Raw genomic sequence first — 15,334 nt, 5'->3', positions numbered from 1 at the left:
CTAACATTATTTGTGAATTGATTCAAGTAATTAGGCCCTTATTGGGGTAATTCCTATCTCACTAGGTAGATACGTAAATCAGTCTTATTTAGTAACTTAGTAATTTATTGACTCACTCCAGTAAAACACTATTGCATTACACCAACTGCTAATTCATAATTAGCGCCTCGCTTTTCTCATAGGTAATTATGTCGGCATTTTTAATTGATGGAAAAGTTGTCGCTTCTCTGCGTCGCAATGAATTAAAAGATCAAGTGCGGGATCATATAGAAAAAGGTCATCGCGCACCGGGTCTTGCTGTTGTTCTCATTGGCAAGGATCCCGCTTCAACAGTTTATGTAGCAAATAAAAGAAAAGCATGTGCCGAAGTGGGCATAGTATCTCATTCTTACGATTTACCTGAAGAAACAACACAAGAAGCATTGATTAATCTTATTGATCAGTTAAATTGTTCTGATCAAATAGATGGTATCCTCATACAATTACCCTTGCCCTCACATATTAACGAGAGCTCAATAATTGAACGCATCAAACCAGAAAAAGATGTGGATGGGTTTCATCCCTATAATTTAGGTCGACTTGCGCAACGTAATCCTTTATTACGTCCATGTACCCCACTGGGTATCATGAATCTATTAAAACATTACCACCTTGAAGTGAAAAGAAAACATGCTCTTGTCATTGGGGCCTCTAACATAGTCGGCCGCCCTATGAGCTTGGAATTACTCTTGGCAGGTGCAACAGTAACAATTGCCCACAAATTTACCCAACACCTTGAAAATCTAGTTCGTATTGCCGATTTAGTAATTGTGGCAACAGGGAAAATGGATGTTATTGACACCGACTGGCTTAGCAAGGATCAAATTATCATCGACGTCGGTATACATCGATTAGCGGATGGTAGTATTAGGGGAGATGTTGATTTTATAAGTGCAAAAAATAAGGTTTCCTGGATAACCCCAGTTCCAGGCGGTGTTGGGCCAATGACTATAGTGACATTACTTGAAAATACTCTAAAATGCTACCGGAATTTTAAACCACGTACCTAAGTAAAAGTAACCCTTTAGACTATTCTAATACTAGGGTACGCACTAAAGTCATCTCATCTGAAATGTATCATTATTTATCTAAGATATCCCAATCAAAATCACCGCTTAATTCATCGAAATCGTCCCTGAACTCTTCTTTTAAGCGTTTGCGCTCAAGCTTTTCCTCAAGCATGCGTCTCACGTTTTTTCGATGACTCACAGATTCAATCTCATCATCGTAGTTATAATCAGAGAATGATTGGTCATCATAATCTTCGTGAAGTTCCATAACTTTCCCCTTTTATACTCTCTTAAAAAGAGTATAGTAGACAATTTAAAAAATGTTTTAGGAATTTTATGCTCAGTTATCAACACGGATATCATGCAGGAAATTTTGCTGATGTCATCAAACATTTAACTTTAACGCGTCTTTTGTGTTATCTAACACTAAAAGATAAACCATTATTTTATCTTGAAACTCATTCAGGGGCAGGTTTATACGACCTAAAAAACAAACAAGCCGAAAAAACAAAAGAATACCAACATGGAATTCAATTACTTTGGTCTCATGAACAGTCCCTCAACCCTCTATTCAAAGATTATCTCAATATTATTAATCAACTTAACCCTGCAAAGACATTGAGATATTATCCAGGCTCACCTTACCTGGCCACTAATTTGTTACGTATGCAAGATAGAATGTATTTTTGTGAGTTGCATCCGAGAGAGTTTGAAGTCCTCACTCAATTACCCCGTTTTAATAAAAAAGTACATTTCAGTAGAAGTGATGGCGTACTGGCATTGAAAGCGCTGCTTCCACCACCCGAAAAGCGAGGATTAATTTTTATTGATCCCTCTTTTGAAATAAAAGAAGAATACAAAGAAATTCCAATTGCCTTAAAACAAGCATATTCGCGTTTTTCTACAGGAGTTTATTGTCTTTGGTATCCTCTTGTGGATAAAAAATTAACCGATAGGTTAAATAGAGGTATGAAGGACATCAATATAAAAAATACATTGCATCTTGAATTTAGCTTAACAGCAAATCCTATTGAGGGTATGTACGGTTGTGGTTTATGGATTATTAATCCTCCATTTACATTAGCGGAAGAAATGAAAACTGTATTAACCACTCTTAAGCGTTATTTTAATCCAGAAGGTTGTTTCTTTCATATTGAGGCCAATTGATGAAATTAATTCCTATTTCTGCTTTTTTTGATAATTATATTTGGGCAATTATTGATGAAGAATCTGGCGTCTTTGATTGCGTTGATCCAGGGGATGCAAAACCCGTATTGCAATTTGCACACTCAAATCATCTCAATCTCCGCACTATTTTATTAACTCACCATCACCACGATCATATCGGTGGCGTAGATGAACTCATTAAAGCCTATCCTTCTTGCACCGTTTATGGCCCTAAAGACCCACGAATTCCCTACGTAAACAATCCTATAGAGGAACATCAAACCATTCAGGTAGGACAATGTCTTTTCAATATATTATTTAATCCAGGGCATACATCCACCCATATTAGCTATTATGAATCCCAACACCAATGGTTATTTTGTGGCGATACACTTTTTTCAGCTGGTTGTGGACGAGTATTCGATGGTACCTTAGAACAATTACAACAATCTTTACAACTTTTTCAAGAATTACCCAAAACTACAAAAATATTCTGCGCCCATGAATATACGCAACAAAATTTACGCTTTGCTCAAACAGTGGAACCTGGCAACTTATCTGTAAAAAAACATTTGCAAAAAATACATGATTCCCCATGCTCTTGCACGCTCCCCTCTACTCTAGAATTAGAAAAATCAATTAATCCATTTTTACGCACTGATAAACCCGAGGTACAGCAATTCGCCCTAAAACACGGGGCAAAATCGCTTAACTCACTGGAAATATTCCGGATATTACGAGAGGAGAAAAATTCATTCAAGTAACCAATAATTTCATTATCATTTTTTCTATTAAAAAATCCTCTGTACACGAAAGGCCATGCACAGAGCGGGAAAGTCCATCATCCAATTATATTCGAAGGCCTATAATTGGAGTGAGTATTTTTAGTTTAGAGTATGGCTGTGCCTTGGTTTATTCCTACTATATAAATCAATGAGGTACGGCATTATGATTAAAGGGGCACGGAACTACTTTGTCATAACTACCACCATTTATACCCTGACAGTTCCCGTTTGTGTCTATATTAACTGAGTTAAAAACAATATTAGTACAACCATTATTTTCAGAACAAATTAACGAAGCTGGATTTTTGGAATTTGTTGCTACTACATTGCTATAGGTAATATTACTCAGATTTACATAGCTATAATTTCCATTAGTACCATAATCAAGATCAAAATATAAAGGATACACCACTCCAGTCATAGTTATATTTTCATAGGATATGTTTGAGACACTGCCCGTTTTGGTTTGAGGACATTTAGAGGGATCTTCTGATGGGCAGCGTGTTTTAATCCTTAGACCATGGCTCGAATTTTTAAAGCTTACTTTATTGACAGTCATATCAAAGACAGGGTTGTATACTTGGCTTCCAATAGATAAACCATGCCCATTGATTAAGGTAACATTGTTAATTCGAATAGCACTGCTTGGACCTTGATCCGAATTGACTGCTATACCATCATCGCCATTATTTACGGTAATGGTATCAATTGACATATTAGAAATGTTATGAGTATTAACCCCATCCGTGTTAGGAGAATCAGCTGGCGCATTTATTGCTATATTGTTGATATTGATATTATCGCTGCTCACGATATGTAAGTTATATTTTGGTGAGTTAATTAATTCGATAAATTGTACAGTAATCCCAGATGTATTATTAATTTCAACTAACACTGGGCGATCATTAACTTGATTCCACCAGGTTGATCCTTGACCATCAATAATACTTGTTGAACTGCTCGAACCTTTTAAAATGAAATTATTACTGTTTTCTACTGTAATAAGTGCATTTTGATTTTTCCAGGATGAATCTTTCCTTTTTGGTGCTTTTAAAGTTACATTTGCAGCCAAACTAATGGTGATGTTATTGCTATTTGAAATAGTGAGTGGTTTTAAGGTATTACTTTGATTAATGATAAGAGTTAAATCCTTGGGATACTGTTTTATCGTTTTGTTCATTAAATCAGTGAGATTGGAGCCTGTTCCAGAAAAAACACATTTAGTTCCATTTTTTGCAGGACTACATTTGGTAATAATAGAAGCTAAAGTAGAATTTGAATAAAAAGACGTACCGATTAAAGCTACAAAGCTTAATTTAGCTAAAAACAAATTATTCATACAGACCTCCTGTAATTTTTATTGTTTTACAACTTCCTTATGTAAGATTGGCTAAACAGTGCAATCCGTTATTTTTTAACATTAATCTTTTGAATTTAAAATAAATTCTAGAAAAATAACTATTTTATTCTTCGTTGAAAGCTTGGGAGTTTAAAAATTTACAGGGATAAGTTGTATCACAAAGTATTAATTAATCTCTTTATGAGCTAATTTAATACAACCAGGGTTTAATCCCAAAGTAATTTTTAGTAAACTGATGAGTCATTGAATTCATGGGTAAATTCTATTGAAATTTAACTTTTTCACGATAAAAGTTTTGTTATTCTACACGCTCATTTTTTGGGGTATGACTTGTAGTTCCAAAGCGAATACAGCACCCAATGTATGGGAAGTATTACGATATGAATTTACTTTAAATCATGAAACTTCTCGCGTTGAAGTACAAGATCAAATTCAATGGTTTATAGCCCATCCCGGATTTATTAACAAAGTATGTCGTCAATCAGAACCTTATATATATCATATTATTAACGAAGTTAAGAAAAAAAAACTGCCTGGTGAGTTAGCACTGTTACCTATGATTGAAAGTGCATTTGATCCCTTTGCTTATTCTGTTGCTGGTGCAGCTGGATTATGGCAATTAATGCCCCTTACCGGCAAAGATTTAGGATTAACCCAAGATTGGTGGTTTGATGGCAGGAGAAGCATTAACTCATCCACTGATGCAGCACTTAATTATTTACTTTATCTTAATAATTTTTTCAATGGCGATTGGATTTTAGCAATAGCTGCTTATGATGCGGGAGCAGGAACCATTGATCGCGCAATAAAAGCGATACCAAAGTCAAGAAATACCATAAGTTTTTGGGAATTATCTGTTCCTCGAGAAACCCAAATTTATGTCCCTCGTTTGCTTGCATTAGCAGAAATCATCAGCAATCCCGATCGATATAAATTGGTGCTTCCAGAAATTGCTTATCTTCCCTATTTTGAGGAAGTAAATATAGGAACCCCTATTGATTTAAGTCATGCAGCAAAAATGGCAGGGATGAGTTATAAAGATCTCATTAAACTAAACCCTGGATTTAATCGCTGGACCACAGCTCCTAATAAACCCTTTAAATTGCTCATTCCCACCGAAAAAGTACAGCAATTTTATCTTAATCTTGCTAATCTTCCTGAGCACAAACGTGTCAGCTGGGAAATGTACCAAGTCCAACCGGGAGATAGTTTAGATAATATTGCAGTGAAATACCACACAACAGTAAATTTCATAAAACAATTAAACCAACTCACTACAAACCAATTAAAACCACATCAATCTCTTCTAATTCCAAGCACTAAAAATACCCCTGTTGTTGTTAAAAAAGAACCAACAAACTCCCTCCCAATGAAACATCAAATGATCGCATCAAGCGTGCATCGCATCATTCATATTGTGCAAATTAATGACAATTATGATACTTTAGCCAGGACCTATGGCATTAACGCACAGCAAATAAAAACGTGGAATAAAATAAAAAACAATCAGCCTTTATATAAAGGCCAACAATTAATTATCTTCAAAAAAATAAATCAACCCACTTATTATGTGGTTAAAAAAGGCGATAGCCTCAGTAATATTGCTCAAAAACATCAAACTCAAATTGAACGTCTTTTAGCGCTAAACCCAGGACTAACAAGAAATACCTCCTTATACCTTGGACAAAAAATATTTATCGGTTAAGAACAGAATAAGACGTGTTGACAATTCCTCCCCACCACCTGCCTGACGCAACTTGTTCTCGACATCCTAGAGATCGCTTAATAGCTCCTTAAGATTAGTATGATAAACTTCATATAGCTTGGAATGCTAATAAAAATGGTTCAGTTTAGTTTTCTTGCAAAGTGCAATGAAAACTGTAGCACTTGAACTTAATAGAATCTATGTTTATCTTTAAGTAACAAGGCATGAAAATAATTGAAATCTAGTAATTGGTAGGGTTACAAACTGATTTATTTAATAATAATTAAAAGCTGAATGAGAGCACAAAAACTTGTGTTATACTCAAAGAAACATACTTTTTTATATTAAGATAATATGAAATTACTCTTTGATTTTTTCCCTATAGTTTTATTTTTTATTGTGTACAAATTTTTTGGTATCTATACGGCTACCGCCGTTGCGATGGTAGCTTCTGTAAGCCAGGTAGCTTTTTATAGATTAAAATTTCAACATTATGAAAAAATGCATTTAATCAGTTTGGCCATAATTATGATTCTAGGAGGAGCAACCCTCTTTTTCCATAATCCTTGGTTTATTAAATTAAAGCCAACAGGCATTTATTGGCTCTCTGCCCTGGTCTTTTTTGGTTCAGGGTATATTGGTGGTAAACCTTTAATTCAAAAAATGATGGAAACTAATGTGACACTGCCCAGAAGAATATGGCAACGATTAAATACAGCTTGGGCATTATTTTTTCTTTTAATGGGTGCGGTCAATATTTACGTAGCGTATAACTTTAATACGGATGCATGGGTTAACTTTAAATTATTTGGGGGGGTTGGTTTTACCCTGCTTTTTGTATTAATTCAAGCTTTTTATCTTACAAAGCACATGGATGGAACTGAACTTGAAAAACAGTAGGAGCAAGAATGAGACTATTGCTGGTTGAAGATGATGAACTACTTGGTGATGCCGTAAAAACTGGATTAACACAGTTTGGCTATATTGTTGATTGGCTTAAAGATGGTGAAGCTGCTCGTGCTGCTTTAAAATCTGAATCCTTCGAACTCATTATTCTTGATTTAGGATTGCCTAAACTCTCTGGACTTGCCTTACTGCAAAGTATTCGTAATGATGGAAATCCTACCCCTGTAATTATTTTAACAGCCCGAGAGTCAGTAGAGGATCGTGTCAAAGGCTTAGATAGCGGGGCTGACGACTATCTAGTGAAACCTTTTGACCTAAATGAACTAAGCGCCAGAATTAGAGCACTGGTGAGGCGCTCACAAGGTCGTGCTGATGCTGTTTTGCAATATCGAAACATTACTCTGGATCCAGCCGCACACTCTGTATTTGTTGATGATGTATTAGTCAATGTCCCGCGCAGAGAGTTCGCACTACTACAAAAACTTCTGGAAAACAGTGGCCAAGTTTTATCGCGCGAACAACTGATGCAAAGTATTTACGGCTGGGAAGAAGACGTAGACAGTAATGCATTGGAAGTTCATATTCATAATTTACGTAAAAAACTTAATGCTAATTTTATTCGAACAATAAGAGGCGTTGGATATATGGCAGAAAAAAATGATGGTATTATCGTATCGTGAAATCATCTATACGTAAGTTTCTTCTAATAAATCTTTTATTGGCCATTACAATAACGACCACTTTAACTGCTATAGGAAATTATTATCTTGATCAAAAAGATATTCAGGATCACCTGGATACTTTGATGGCAGTTTCTGCATTATCTTATCAGGCCCTACTCGGTGATGATCTCCATCAACGCCCCCTTGCCAAAATTCAAGATGCACTTGAAACAATCCCGCAGAAAATTGACACCTTCTATAAAAAGCGATTTTTAAACGATGAACCTCCAGAAAATTATCTCGACAAATTTAATTTTCAAGTTTGGACCAATGGTGGGAAATTATTACTTCATTCATCAACGGCTCCTAAAATTCCATTAGCTTCGGAAGTCGATGGCTTTAGTGATAAAAAACTATCCAATCAGGATTGGCGTGTGTTCACTACTTATAATGCTAAAGCAGGTATACGTACAGTACTTGCGGAGCGTTATGATACCCGTAATGAATTAGGACACCGAATTGCTCAAGACGATCTTTACATCATGCTTTTGACTTTTCCATTATCTGGCCTATTAATTTGGATAATTATTGGTCGGGGATTGGATAGTTTGGATAAAGTAGCGGAAGAAGTTGCAAACCGGGCACCTACTCATCTTGAGCCCGTGGATCTACATGAAGTACCTGAAGAAATTAAACCTGTAATCGATGAGCTGAATAAATTGTTTTTTAGACTTAAAGAAGGATTTGAGCGAGAAAAACGTTTTGCAGCTGATGCAGCACATGAATTACGCACCCCTCTTGCTGCACTTAAAACACAAGCACAAGTTGCGTTGCATTCTAACGATATAGAAGAAAAAAATCAGGCATTACAAAAACTTATTGCCAGTGTTAATCGAAGTACTCATATAGTACAACAGCTTTTAACAATGAGCAGGCTTGTGCCTGAAGCTGCCCACATGGATGAGAAAGACGAGGTTAATCTAAGCAGATTAACCCGAGAAATACTTGCTATGCTTGCACCAGCAGCAGTGGAAAAGCAAATTGATCTCGAGTTCGAAAGTAATACAGAAAATTTAATTGTTTATGGGAATTCAACCGCCTTAGGCATATTGATTCGTAATCTTGTAGATAACTCCATCCGTTATTGCAATGAACATGGGCGCATTTTAGTTCGTCTCTCAAAGCTGCAAAATGAAGTAATGCTCGAGGTTAGTGATAATGGTCCAGGGATTCCAGCAGAATTACAATCCCGTGTCTTCGAGCGCTTTTTCCGTGTTTTGGGAAATAAAAGTCCTGGAAGTGGCCTTGGTTTAGCAATCGTTCAACAAATTGCTGAACTGCATGGAGGTAGATTACTTTTAGACACCCCCAAAGAAGGTACAGGACTCATTGTGCGATTCTTTTTACCCATCCAGGAAAATAGTCAATTATAAACGTCTATTCGCATTGATAAAAGTATTACTCCCTCGCTCCCTATGTTTACTCGTTAGCACATTCTATTTATCAAAAATCCGTACTTTTTAAATTTTTCCATTTCTTCAATTATTACCTTAATTGATTGTTAACAATAAAATATTTGTCCTTCTCATATGATATATAAAAATAATCAATTGGATTGATAACGCTCTTTTTGGTTAACATTTAACCACTTAAATAACGATTAAATAAAAGCCTTTGCAAATAAGTTTCATAAGGTAAAAGCAAGATCGCTGTAAATAGAAATTTGCGAGCCAAAACCTCATGATGAACTGATTCTTTAATGCAGTAGAGAGGTTCTTTTTTAATCCTAAAATACGTGAGGCACAATGATTAAACTATTTTCCTTTTTATTCACTCTAGCAATAGCAACTCATTCTCAAATTACCAACACGAACACCAATATAGAACAAAAGGTAAATATCCCCACTGAGCAGGTAGTATTAGAGAGATTAAGTCAATCAGCCCCAAGGTTAAATAAAGTGGTTATTAAACTTGCTTTAAGAGCATATAAAAGAGCCTTTGCGCAAGGTAAGGTTAAAAATCCCATGCTAACCATTATCGACTTTTCCGTTCCATCTAACCAACGTCGTATGTGGATTTTTGATATGCAAACATATACCTTAGTGCTTAAAACTTATGTTGCTCATGGTCGAAACTCAGGAAAGGGCACTGTGCCCTATAAATTTTCTAACGACATGTGGAGCAAAGAATCCAGTCTTGGAACTTATATTACTGAAGGTACTTACGTTGGGCACAAAGGTTATTCCTTAAATCTCAAGGGATTAGAGAAAAACTTAAACTCTAATGCCCACGATCGTCGAGTTGTCGTTCATGGGGCATGGTATGTTGAACCTGCCTTTATCAAAAAAGCGGGTCGTGCTGGCTGTTCATGGGGCTGTCCTGCCATTGCTGCAAGTCTGGCAAAATTTATTATCAATACCATTAAAAATGGCTCTGTGATATTCGCTTACTACCCCGATAGCTACTTTCTAAGCCACTCTGAATATGCTCTTTTAAAATGAGCTTTGAAAACAATTATATATTGGGAGCTATGGGGTGTTGAAAATCAAAACCAGATTCGATCAGATGATTTTGTATTTCGCTCAGGCTCCTTATTATCGCGCTGCTAACACTTGCAGAGCGTCCCGAATTAACTGTTCACAACTTTTTACCCCATCATTAACTTTCTTCACAGCTTTCAATGCCTCTTGAGGCTTATACCCCAATACTTCTAAAGCACTTACTGCTTCATCCTGATCACTCATCCTATGATCCGACTTCAAAGATTCAGAACAAGGCACAGAAAATTGTTTTAAGCTATCACGCATTTCTACTACCAACCGTTCGGCTGTTTTCTTACCTATCCCTGGTAACTTCATTAAAAAAACAGCATTTTCCTGTTGAATGCATTCAATGAACTCATTTGGGGTGATACTCGAGAGAATAGACATAGCAAGCTTTGGGCCTACTCCATTTACTTTAATTAATGCCCTAAATAATTCTCTTTCCTGACGATCTAAAAAACCATATAAAAGCAATGCATCTTCGCGAACGATGGTATGTATATGCAGGCCCACTGATCCATTTAGCGTATCTAATTTAAAAAAGGTATTTAACGAGGTTTCCACATCATATCCAACTCCATGAACATTGAGAACTAATTTTCCTGGCTGATATTTATCAACAATGTGCCCATCCAACCAACCAATCATCTTTTCCTTCTCCTTAATCCTCGCCTACCGATCACAGTTGATAAATGATGGCGCATATGACTATGACAAATTGCTATGGCTAATGCATCGGCAGCATCTTTTTGAGGCGCTTTATTTAGCGCCAGCAAACTTACTACCATGTGACTTACCTGGTTTTTTTCGGCAGCACCATAACCCACTACAGTTTGTTTGATCTCTCGTGCTGAATACTCACTCACTTTAACACGATGTGACGCTGCAGCAACCATAGCAACCCCCCGTGCGTGCCCCAATTTTAGGGCAGAGTTAGGGTTTTCATGCATAAATACTTGTTCGATGGCCACTTCTTCAGGTGAGTATTGATCCATTAATTGGCAAATGCCATCATAAATTTGCAGCAACTTTTGGCTCAACTCACCATCTGGTGTAGTGCGTATACACCCACTATCAATGTATTCAATTTTACGATCTGATTCTTTTATTAAACCATAACCTGTAATCCTTGAACCAGGATCTATCCCTAAAATAATAGTCATTAATTTATTGATTCTAATAATGTTTCGGAAAATTCCGCATTACTGTACACTTCTTGAACATCATCCAAATCTTCAAGCATATCTATTAATTTTAATAAACTTTGTGCTGATTCATCATCAATAGATACTAGCGTTTGAGCGCGCATGGTTAAATGAGATTGTTCAATCTTCAACCCCGCATTTGTTAAAGCATTCAATACACTATGATATGCTTCTACAGGGGTAATCACCTCTATCTGTTCTTCTTCAACAGAAACATCATTTGCTCCCGCATCGATAGCAATTTCCATCACCCGCTCTTCAGACTGGCCAGGCTCCATAAGTATTTCGCCTTGATTTGTAAATAGATAGGATACTGAACCATCTGTACCTAAGTTACCACCATGCTTTGTGAATGCATGGCGCACATCAGATACAGTTCTATTTTTATTATCAGACAAGCAATCTACAAGCACTGCGACACCACCGGGTCCATAGCCTTCATAACGCATAGCAACCATTGCCTCACCATCCAGCCCCCCTACTCCACGTTTAATCGCGTTATCAATAGTATCACGCTTCATATTCGCATTAAGTGCTTTTTTTACAGCATCTCTTAATCTTGGATTTGACGATTCCTCACCCCCACCAAGACGAGCCGCAACGGTAATTTCTCTAATTAATTTGGTGAATATCTTCCCTCTTTTAGCATCCTGAACCCCTTTGCGAAATTTAATATTCGCCCATTTACTATGACCAGCCATATAATACCTCAAAACCTGATTTCAACTTGCCTAAATTATACATCTTCTTTTGTTAAAAAGAATAACCGAGGCCGTTTTGGTCTCGACATTTTAAGCTTTTTTAGACTATAGTAGCCACCAGTTATTATTTTTTAAGTAATTATGATCAAAATGAGGAAAAGTAGTACTTTGGAAGACTTTACCAAGTAGCTCCCTTATCGCCATTCAATGAACATAAACTCTAAAGGAGATCAACAGTGTATTTGCAAGGATTTGGTAATTATCATCAAACTGAAGCAGTTCCAGGGGCCTTGCCCATCAATCAAAACTCACCTCAACACTGTAATTTAGGTCTTTATGCAGAGCAGCTAAGTGGCACAGCTTTTACTCGTCCAAGGCATAATAATTTACGCAGCTGGCTTTACCGTATATTGCCGTCTGTAGTGCAAGGAACATACTATCCTTATGAAGTGGAGCTTTTTAAACCTTACCATGCAGAACAACCACCAAATCCATTGCGTTGGTCCCCACTTAATTTATTCAAAGAAGAAGACTTTGACTTTGTTGACGGTCTGTTTCATCTGGCCGGAACTCCCCTAATCAATGCGTACCTCTATCAATGCACTCGCTCTATGCAGGATAAATATTTTGCTAATAACGATGGAGAAATGCTCTTTGTTCCCTATATGGGCGAAGTGAACCTACACACTGAATTTGGTAAATTAAATGTATGCCCGGGGATGATTGCCGTTATTCCTCGTGGTGTTAAATTTAAAATGGAACTCCTTAGCCCAGAAGCAAAAGGCTATCTTTGTGAAAATATTGGAAGTCCACTAACGTTACCTCAACTAGGAGTCATTGGCGCTAATGGCTTAGCTCACCCCAGACATTTTCAGTATCCGGTAGCCGCATTTGAACAAAACAAAGCCAATGTTACTCTTATTTGCAAATATCAACATAGGTTATGGACAGCAAAATGCAACCATTCTCCTCTGAATGTTGTAGCTTGGCATGGTAACTACGCCCCTTATCGTTATGATTTAAGCTTGTTTAATACAATTAATACAGTAAGCTTCGATCATCCTGATCCTAGTATTTTTACAGTATTATCTTCAGAGAGTGACACGCCAGGCGTAGCCAATTTAGATTTTGTTATTTTTCCCCCTAGATGGATGGTCGCTGAACATACATTTAGACCGCCTTATTATCACCGAAATTACATGAATGAATTAATGGGGCTTGTGCATGGTGAGTATGATGCAAAAAAAGAAGGCTTCTCACCAGGAGGTGTAAGCATTCATAATTGTATGACCCCTCATGGACCTGATCAAATAAGCTATGAAAAAGCCGTAGCACAAACGCTTAAGCCCGAAGCTTATTTGAATACATTGGCTTTTATGTTTGAAACAAGAGATCCATGGCAAGTCACTGAACAAGCAATGCGTATTCCTGAACGACAGAAGGACTATACCGATTGCTGGCAAGGACTTAAACAGGAATTTAAGATTGATTAAAAGATTGTTTTTTAGAGACAAATAAAATTCGTTATACTTTACCCAGGCAACTTTAGATATAGCCAGGGTAAAGTACAGCCTAATATCGCTGGCTAGGGGCGCGGCGAACTCCTTAGCTTATAGTTTAGCCAAATGCTTTAAACCCTTTATTTAACTCACAGCTCACTTGAAAGGTATCCATTTTCTGGTAATTAGTGGCATTCATTATCGTATTTTTTATAGAAACTTTTCCATCGGAATTAATATTATATTTAATATATTCAAAGGTAGGATTACCGTTTGCTGTAGGATTATCCAAAGTAAAGTGTCTGTCTGAAGCAGTAATCCGATTATTATTAATCACCATAAACGCATTGGGTTTTACTGAGCCTATAATGGGACTCGCAGGGAAGTTATCCGAAGTACATTCCTGAAGGTTCATGACCAGTGTAATTTCTTTTCCTTGGGCGACTGCATCAGCTATACCCGCAAATGTTGTTAATTGTTCAGCGTAAGTTATTGATGAAAATAAGACTAAAGCAGATAAAGCAATTTTTTGCATTACAGCGACTCCTTTTTAACTGTGTTTTTGGGATAAAAAATAGCCTGAGTAGACAATTTAACCGCATGCTTTGTTTACTCAGGCTACCAACTCTTCTTAAAATTTTTCAAGATAAAATTAAAATAAATCTTCTTGTGTTAAGCCCATTTTTTCTAAAAGGCTTCTTAGTGTTTTTAATGCTTCAACTTGAATTTGACGAACACGTTCGCGAGTTAAATCAATTTCCTTACCGACATCTTCCAGGGTTGCTTTTTCAAAACCTCTCAAGCCAAACCTTCTTGCAATAACCTGCTGTTGATTTTCAGTAAGCTTGTCCAATAATGATTCTATATGTAAACGTAAGTTTTCATTAGTCAAGAGTTCCGCAGGATTAACACTGTTTTCGTCGGGAATAGTATCGAGCAAGGATTTATTTTCATCAAAACCTATAGGAGTATCCACAGAAGTTACTTTATCATTCAATCCCAAAAGCTTTTGCACATCTTCTAAAGGTTTATCAACCATCTCAGCAATTTCTTCAGGGGATGGCTCATGATCAAGCTTTTGAGTCAGCTGTCTGGCAGCTCTTAAGTATACATTTAGCTCTTTAACCACATGAATAGGCAAACGGATTGTTCGAGTCTGGTTCATTATAGCCCGCTCGATTGTTTGTCGAATCCACCAGGTAGCATAGGTTGAAAATCGAAACCCTCGCTTAGGATCAAATTTTTCTACTGACTTCATCAATCCTAAATTCCCTTCTTCAATTAAATCAAGTAAAGGTAAACCTCGATTCAGGTAGCGTCGTGAAATTTTAACCACTAAGCGCAAATTAGACTCAATCATCTTTTTCCGAGCCGCAACATCTCCTTTTAAAGCAAGCGTTGCATAATGCACCTCTTCCTCAGCACTTAGCAAAGGTGAGAATCCAATTTCACTTAAGTACAATTGCGTTGCGTCCATCATTTTAATTGCACTTTTACCGCGAAATGATGGAAAAGCATGGTCATCAGAAAAATCAGGAAGCTCAAAATCTTCTTCTTCGGATTTTTCAATAAACGAATCAAGATCATCTTCTGCAATTAAAAGTGATTCATCGTCTGGCTCAGACCACTCTTCTTCTTTAAGTTCCGGCTCTTTAATTGGCTCATCGTCTTCACGCATTATTTTCACCTATAGTATTTAGCCATATCTCAAAATTATTTATTTTGAGTTCAATATATAAACAGTTCGATATA

General features: G+C 36.7%; 16 protein-coding genes. 9 read left to right on the top strand and 7 right to left on the bottom strand.

Annotation, left to right across the window (positions count from 1 at the left end; translation table 11 throughout):
- Positions 1–188: 188 nt before the first annotated feature.
- Positions 189–1,049: a bifunctional methylenetetrahydrofolate dehydrogenase/methenyltetrahydrofolate cyclohydrolase FolD gene (gene folD / locus EKG34_RS00990; RefSeq protein ID WP_003632130.1), complete on the top strand. Its 861-nt coding sequence runs from the start codon at positions 189–191 to the stop codon at positions 1,047–1,049.
- Between the two features lie 70 nt (positions 1,050–1,119).
- Here the strand turns inward: folD and EKG34_RS00985 are convergent, their stop codons facing one another.
- A complete protein-coding gene (locus tag EKG34_RS00985) occupies positions 1,120–1,317 on the bottom strand; it encodes a PA3496 family putative envelope integrity protein (RefSeq protein ID WP_003632131.1) in 198 nt (65 codons plus the stop codon).
- A gap of 68 nt (positions 1,318–1,385) precedes the next feature.
- Here EKG34_RS00985 and EKG34_RS00980 point away from each other — a divergent pair, with 68 nt between their 5' ends.
- Together EKG34_RS00980 and gloB are read left to right on the top strand one after the other, a co-directional pair.
- Positions 1,386–2,216 carry a 23S rRNA (adenine(2030)-N(6))-methyltransferase RlmJ gene (locus EKG34_RS00980; RefSeq protein ID WP_012978999.1) on the top strand — a complete coding sequence of 277 codons (831 nt, stop codon included), beginning with the start codon at positions 1,386–1,388 and terminating at the stop codon, positions 2,214–2,216.
- A complete protein-coding gene (gene gloB, locus EKG34_RS00975) occupies positions 2,216–2,980 on the top strand; it encodes a hydroxyacylglutathione hydrolase (protein WP_003632134.1) in 765 nt (254 codons plus the stop codon). Before EKG34_RS00980 ends, gloB begins: the two co-directional genes overlap by 1 nt.
- A gap of 166 nt (positions 2,981–3,146) precedes the next feature.
- Here gloB and EKG34_RS00970 read toward each other — a convergent pair whose 3' ends face one another.
- Complete coding sequence (locus tag EKG34_RS00970; RefSeq protein ID WP_003632135.1) at positions 3,147–4,340, bottom strand: glycosyl hydrolase family 28 protein; 1,194 nt, start codon at positions 4,338–4,340, stop codon at positions 3,147–3,149.
- A 286-nt stretch (positions 4,341–4,626) separates the two neighbouring features.
- Between EKG34_RS00970 and EKG34_RS00965 the strand changes: the two genes are divergently transcribed.
- From EKG34_RS00965 to EKG34_RS00945, 5 genes are all read left to right on the top strand, one after another.
- Positions 4,627–6,066 (top strand): lytic transglycosylase, encoded by a 1,440-nt coding sequence (locus tag EKG34_RS00965; RefSeq protein ID WP_012978998.1) that lies wholly within the window; start codon positions 4,627–4,629, stop codon positions 6,064–6,066.
- Between the two features lie 354 nt (positions 6,067–6,420).
- Complete coding sequence (locus tag EKG34_RS00960; RefSeq protein ID WP_003632138.1) at positions 6,421–6,966, top strand: septation protein A; 546 nt, start codon at positions 6,421–6,423, stop codon at positions 6,964–6,966.
- Positions 6,967–6,974: 8 nt separating this feature from the next.
- Positions 6,975–7,652 (top strand): response regulator, encoded by a 678-nt coding sequence (locus tag EKG34_RS00955; protein WP_003632139.1) that lies wholly within the window; start codon positions 6,975–6,977, stop codon positions 7,650–7,652.
- Complete coding sequence (locus EKG34_RS00950) at positions 7,649–9,067, top strand: ATP-binding protein (protein WP_012978997.1); 1,419 nt, start codon at positions 7,649–7,651, stop codon at positions 9,065–9,067. The genes EKG34_RS00955 and EKG34_RS00950 overlap by 4 nt, the downstream gene beginning before the upstream one ends.
- 372 nt (positions 9,068–9,439) lie before the next feature.
- Positions 9,440–10,135: a murein L,D-transpeptidase catalytic domain family protein gene (locus EKG34_RS00945; protein ID WP_003632142.1), complete on the top strand. Its 696-nt coding sequence runs from the start codon at positions 9,440–9,442 to the stop codon at positions 10,133–10,135.
- 93 nt (positions 10,136–10,228) lie between these two features.
- Here EKG34_RS00945 and ruvA read toward each other — a convergent pair whose 3' ends face one another.
- From ruvA to EKG34_RS00930, 3 genes are read right to left on the bottom strand one after another with little or no spacing between them, the layout of a single operon-like run.
- Positions 10,229–10,825, bottom strand: a complete 597-nt coding sequence (gene ruvA, locus EKG34_RS00940; protein WP_003632143.1) for a Holliday junction branch migration protein RuvA — start codon at positions 10,823–10,825, stop codon at positions 10,229–10,231.
- Positions 10,822–11,340 carry a crossover junction endodeoxyribonuclease RuvC gene (ruvC, locus tag EKG34_RS00935; RefSeq protein WP_003632144.1) on the bottom strand — a complete coding sequence of 173 codons (519 nt, stop codon included), beginning with the start codon at positions 11,338–11,340 and terminating at the stop codon, positions 10,822–10,824. Before ruvC ends, ruvA begins: the two co-directional genes overlap by 4 nt.
- Positions 11,340–12,083, bottom strand: a complete 744-nt coding sequence (locus EKG34_RS00930; protein ID WP_003632145.1) for a YebC/PmpR family DNA-binding transcriptional regulator — start codon at positions 12,081–12,083, stop codon at positions 11,340–11,342. The genes ruvC and EKG34_RS00930 overlap by 1 nt, the downstream gene beginning before the upstream one ends.
- Before the next feature lie 236 nt (positions 12,084–12,319).
- Between EKG34_RS00930 and hmgA the strand changes: the two genes are divergently transcribed.
- Positions 12,320–13,576: a homogentisate 1,2-dioxygenase gene (gene hmgA / locus EKG34_RS00925; protein WP_003632146.1), complete on the top strand. Its 1,257-nt coding sequence runs from the start codon at positions 12,320–12,322 to the stop codon at positions 13,574–13,576.
- 124 nt (positions 13,577–13,700) lie between these two features.
- On the opposite strand, the gene EKG34_RS00920 is transcribed toward hmgA, so the two are convergent.
- Entirely contained in the window at positions 13,701–14,117 is a 417-nt protein-coding gene (locus EKG34_RS00920) for a VirK family protein (protein WP_003632147.1), read from the bottom strand.
- Positions 14,118–14,234: 117 nt separating this feature from the next.
- The gene (rpoS, locus tag EKG34_RS00915; RefSeq protein WP_003632148.1) at positions 14,235–15,260 is read right to left on the bottom strand and encodes an RNA polymerase sigma factor RpoS; all 1,026 of its coding nucleotides are present in this window, start codon (positions 15,258–15,260) and stop codon (positions 14,235–14,237) included.
- Positions 15,261–15,334 lie beyond the last annotated feature (74 nt).

The organism is Legionella longbeachae (genome assembly GCF_004283175.1).
GTDB lineage: Bacteria > Pseudomonadota > Gammaproteobacteria > Legionellales > Legionellaceae > Legionella > Legionella longbeachae.
The sequence above is the reverse complement of the archived record's forward strand: the minus strand, read 5'-3'. Positions and strand labels throughout refer to the sequence as shown.

Excerpts from the sequence above, each read along its gene's own strand:
- ruvC (WP_003632144.1), bottom strand. The coding sequence starts at position 11,340 with ATGACTATTATTTTAGGGATAGATCCTGGTTCAAGGATTACAGGTTAT.
- EKG34_RS00930 (WP_003632145.1), bottom strand. The coding sequence starts at position 12,083 with ATGGCTGGTCATAGTAAATGGGCGAATATTAAATTTCGCAAAGGGGTT.
- EKG34_RS00960 (WP_003632138.1), top strand. The coding sequence starts at position 6,421 with ATGAAATTACTCTTTGATTTTTTCCCTATAGTTTTATTTTTTATTGTG.
- rpoS (WP_003632148.1), bottom strand. The coding sequence starts at position 15,260 with ATGCGTGAAGACGATGAGCCAATTAAAGAGCCGGAACTTAAAGAAGAA.
- EKG34_RS00955 (WP_003632139.1), top strand. The coding sequence starts at position 6,975 with ATGAGACTATTGCTGGTTGAAGATGATGAACTACTTGGTGATGCCGTA.
- gloB (WP_003632134.1), top strand. The coding sequence starts at position 2,216 with ATGAAATTAATTCCTATTTCTGCTTTTTTTGATAATTATATTTGGGCA.
- ruvA (WP_003632143.1), bottom strand. The coding sequence starts at position 10,825 with ATGATTGGTTGGTTGGATGGGCACATTGTTGATAAATATCAGCCAGGA.
- EKG34_RS00980 (WP_012978999.1), top strand. The coding sequence starts at position 1,386 with ATGCTCAGTTATCAACACGGATATCATGCAGGAAATTTTGCTGATGTC.
- EKG34_RS00970 (WP_003632135.1), bottom strand. The coding sequence starts at position 4,340 with ATGAATAATTTGTTTTTAGCTAAATTAAGCTTTGTAGCTTTAATCGGT.
- EKG34_RS00985 (WP_003632131.1), bottom strand. The coding sequence starts at position 1,317 with ATGGAACTTCACGAAGATTATGATGACCAATCATTCTCTGATTATAAC.
- folD (WP_003632130.1), top strand. The coding sequence starts at position 189 with ATGTCGGCATTTTTAATTGATGGAAAAGTTGTCGCTTCTCTGCGTCGC.
- EKG34_RS00920 (WP_003632147.1), bottom strand. The coding sequence starts at position 14,117 with ATGCAAAAAATTGCTTTATCTGCTTTAGTCTTATTTTCATCAATAACT.
- EKG34_RS00945 (WP_003632142.1), top strand. The coding sequence starts at position 9,440 with ATGATTAAACTATTTTCCTTTTTATTCACTCTAGCAATAGCAACTCAT.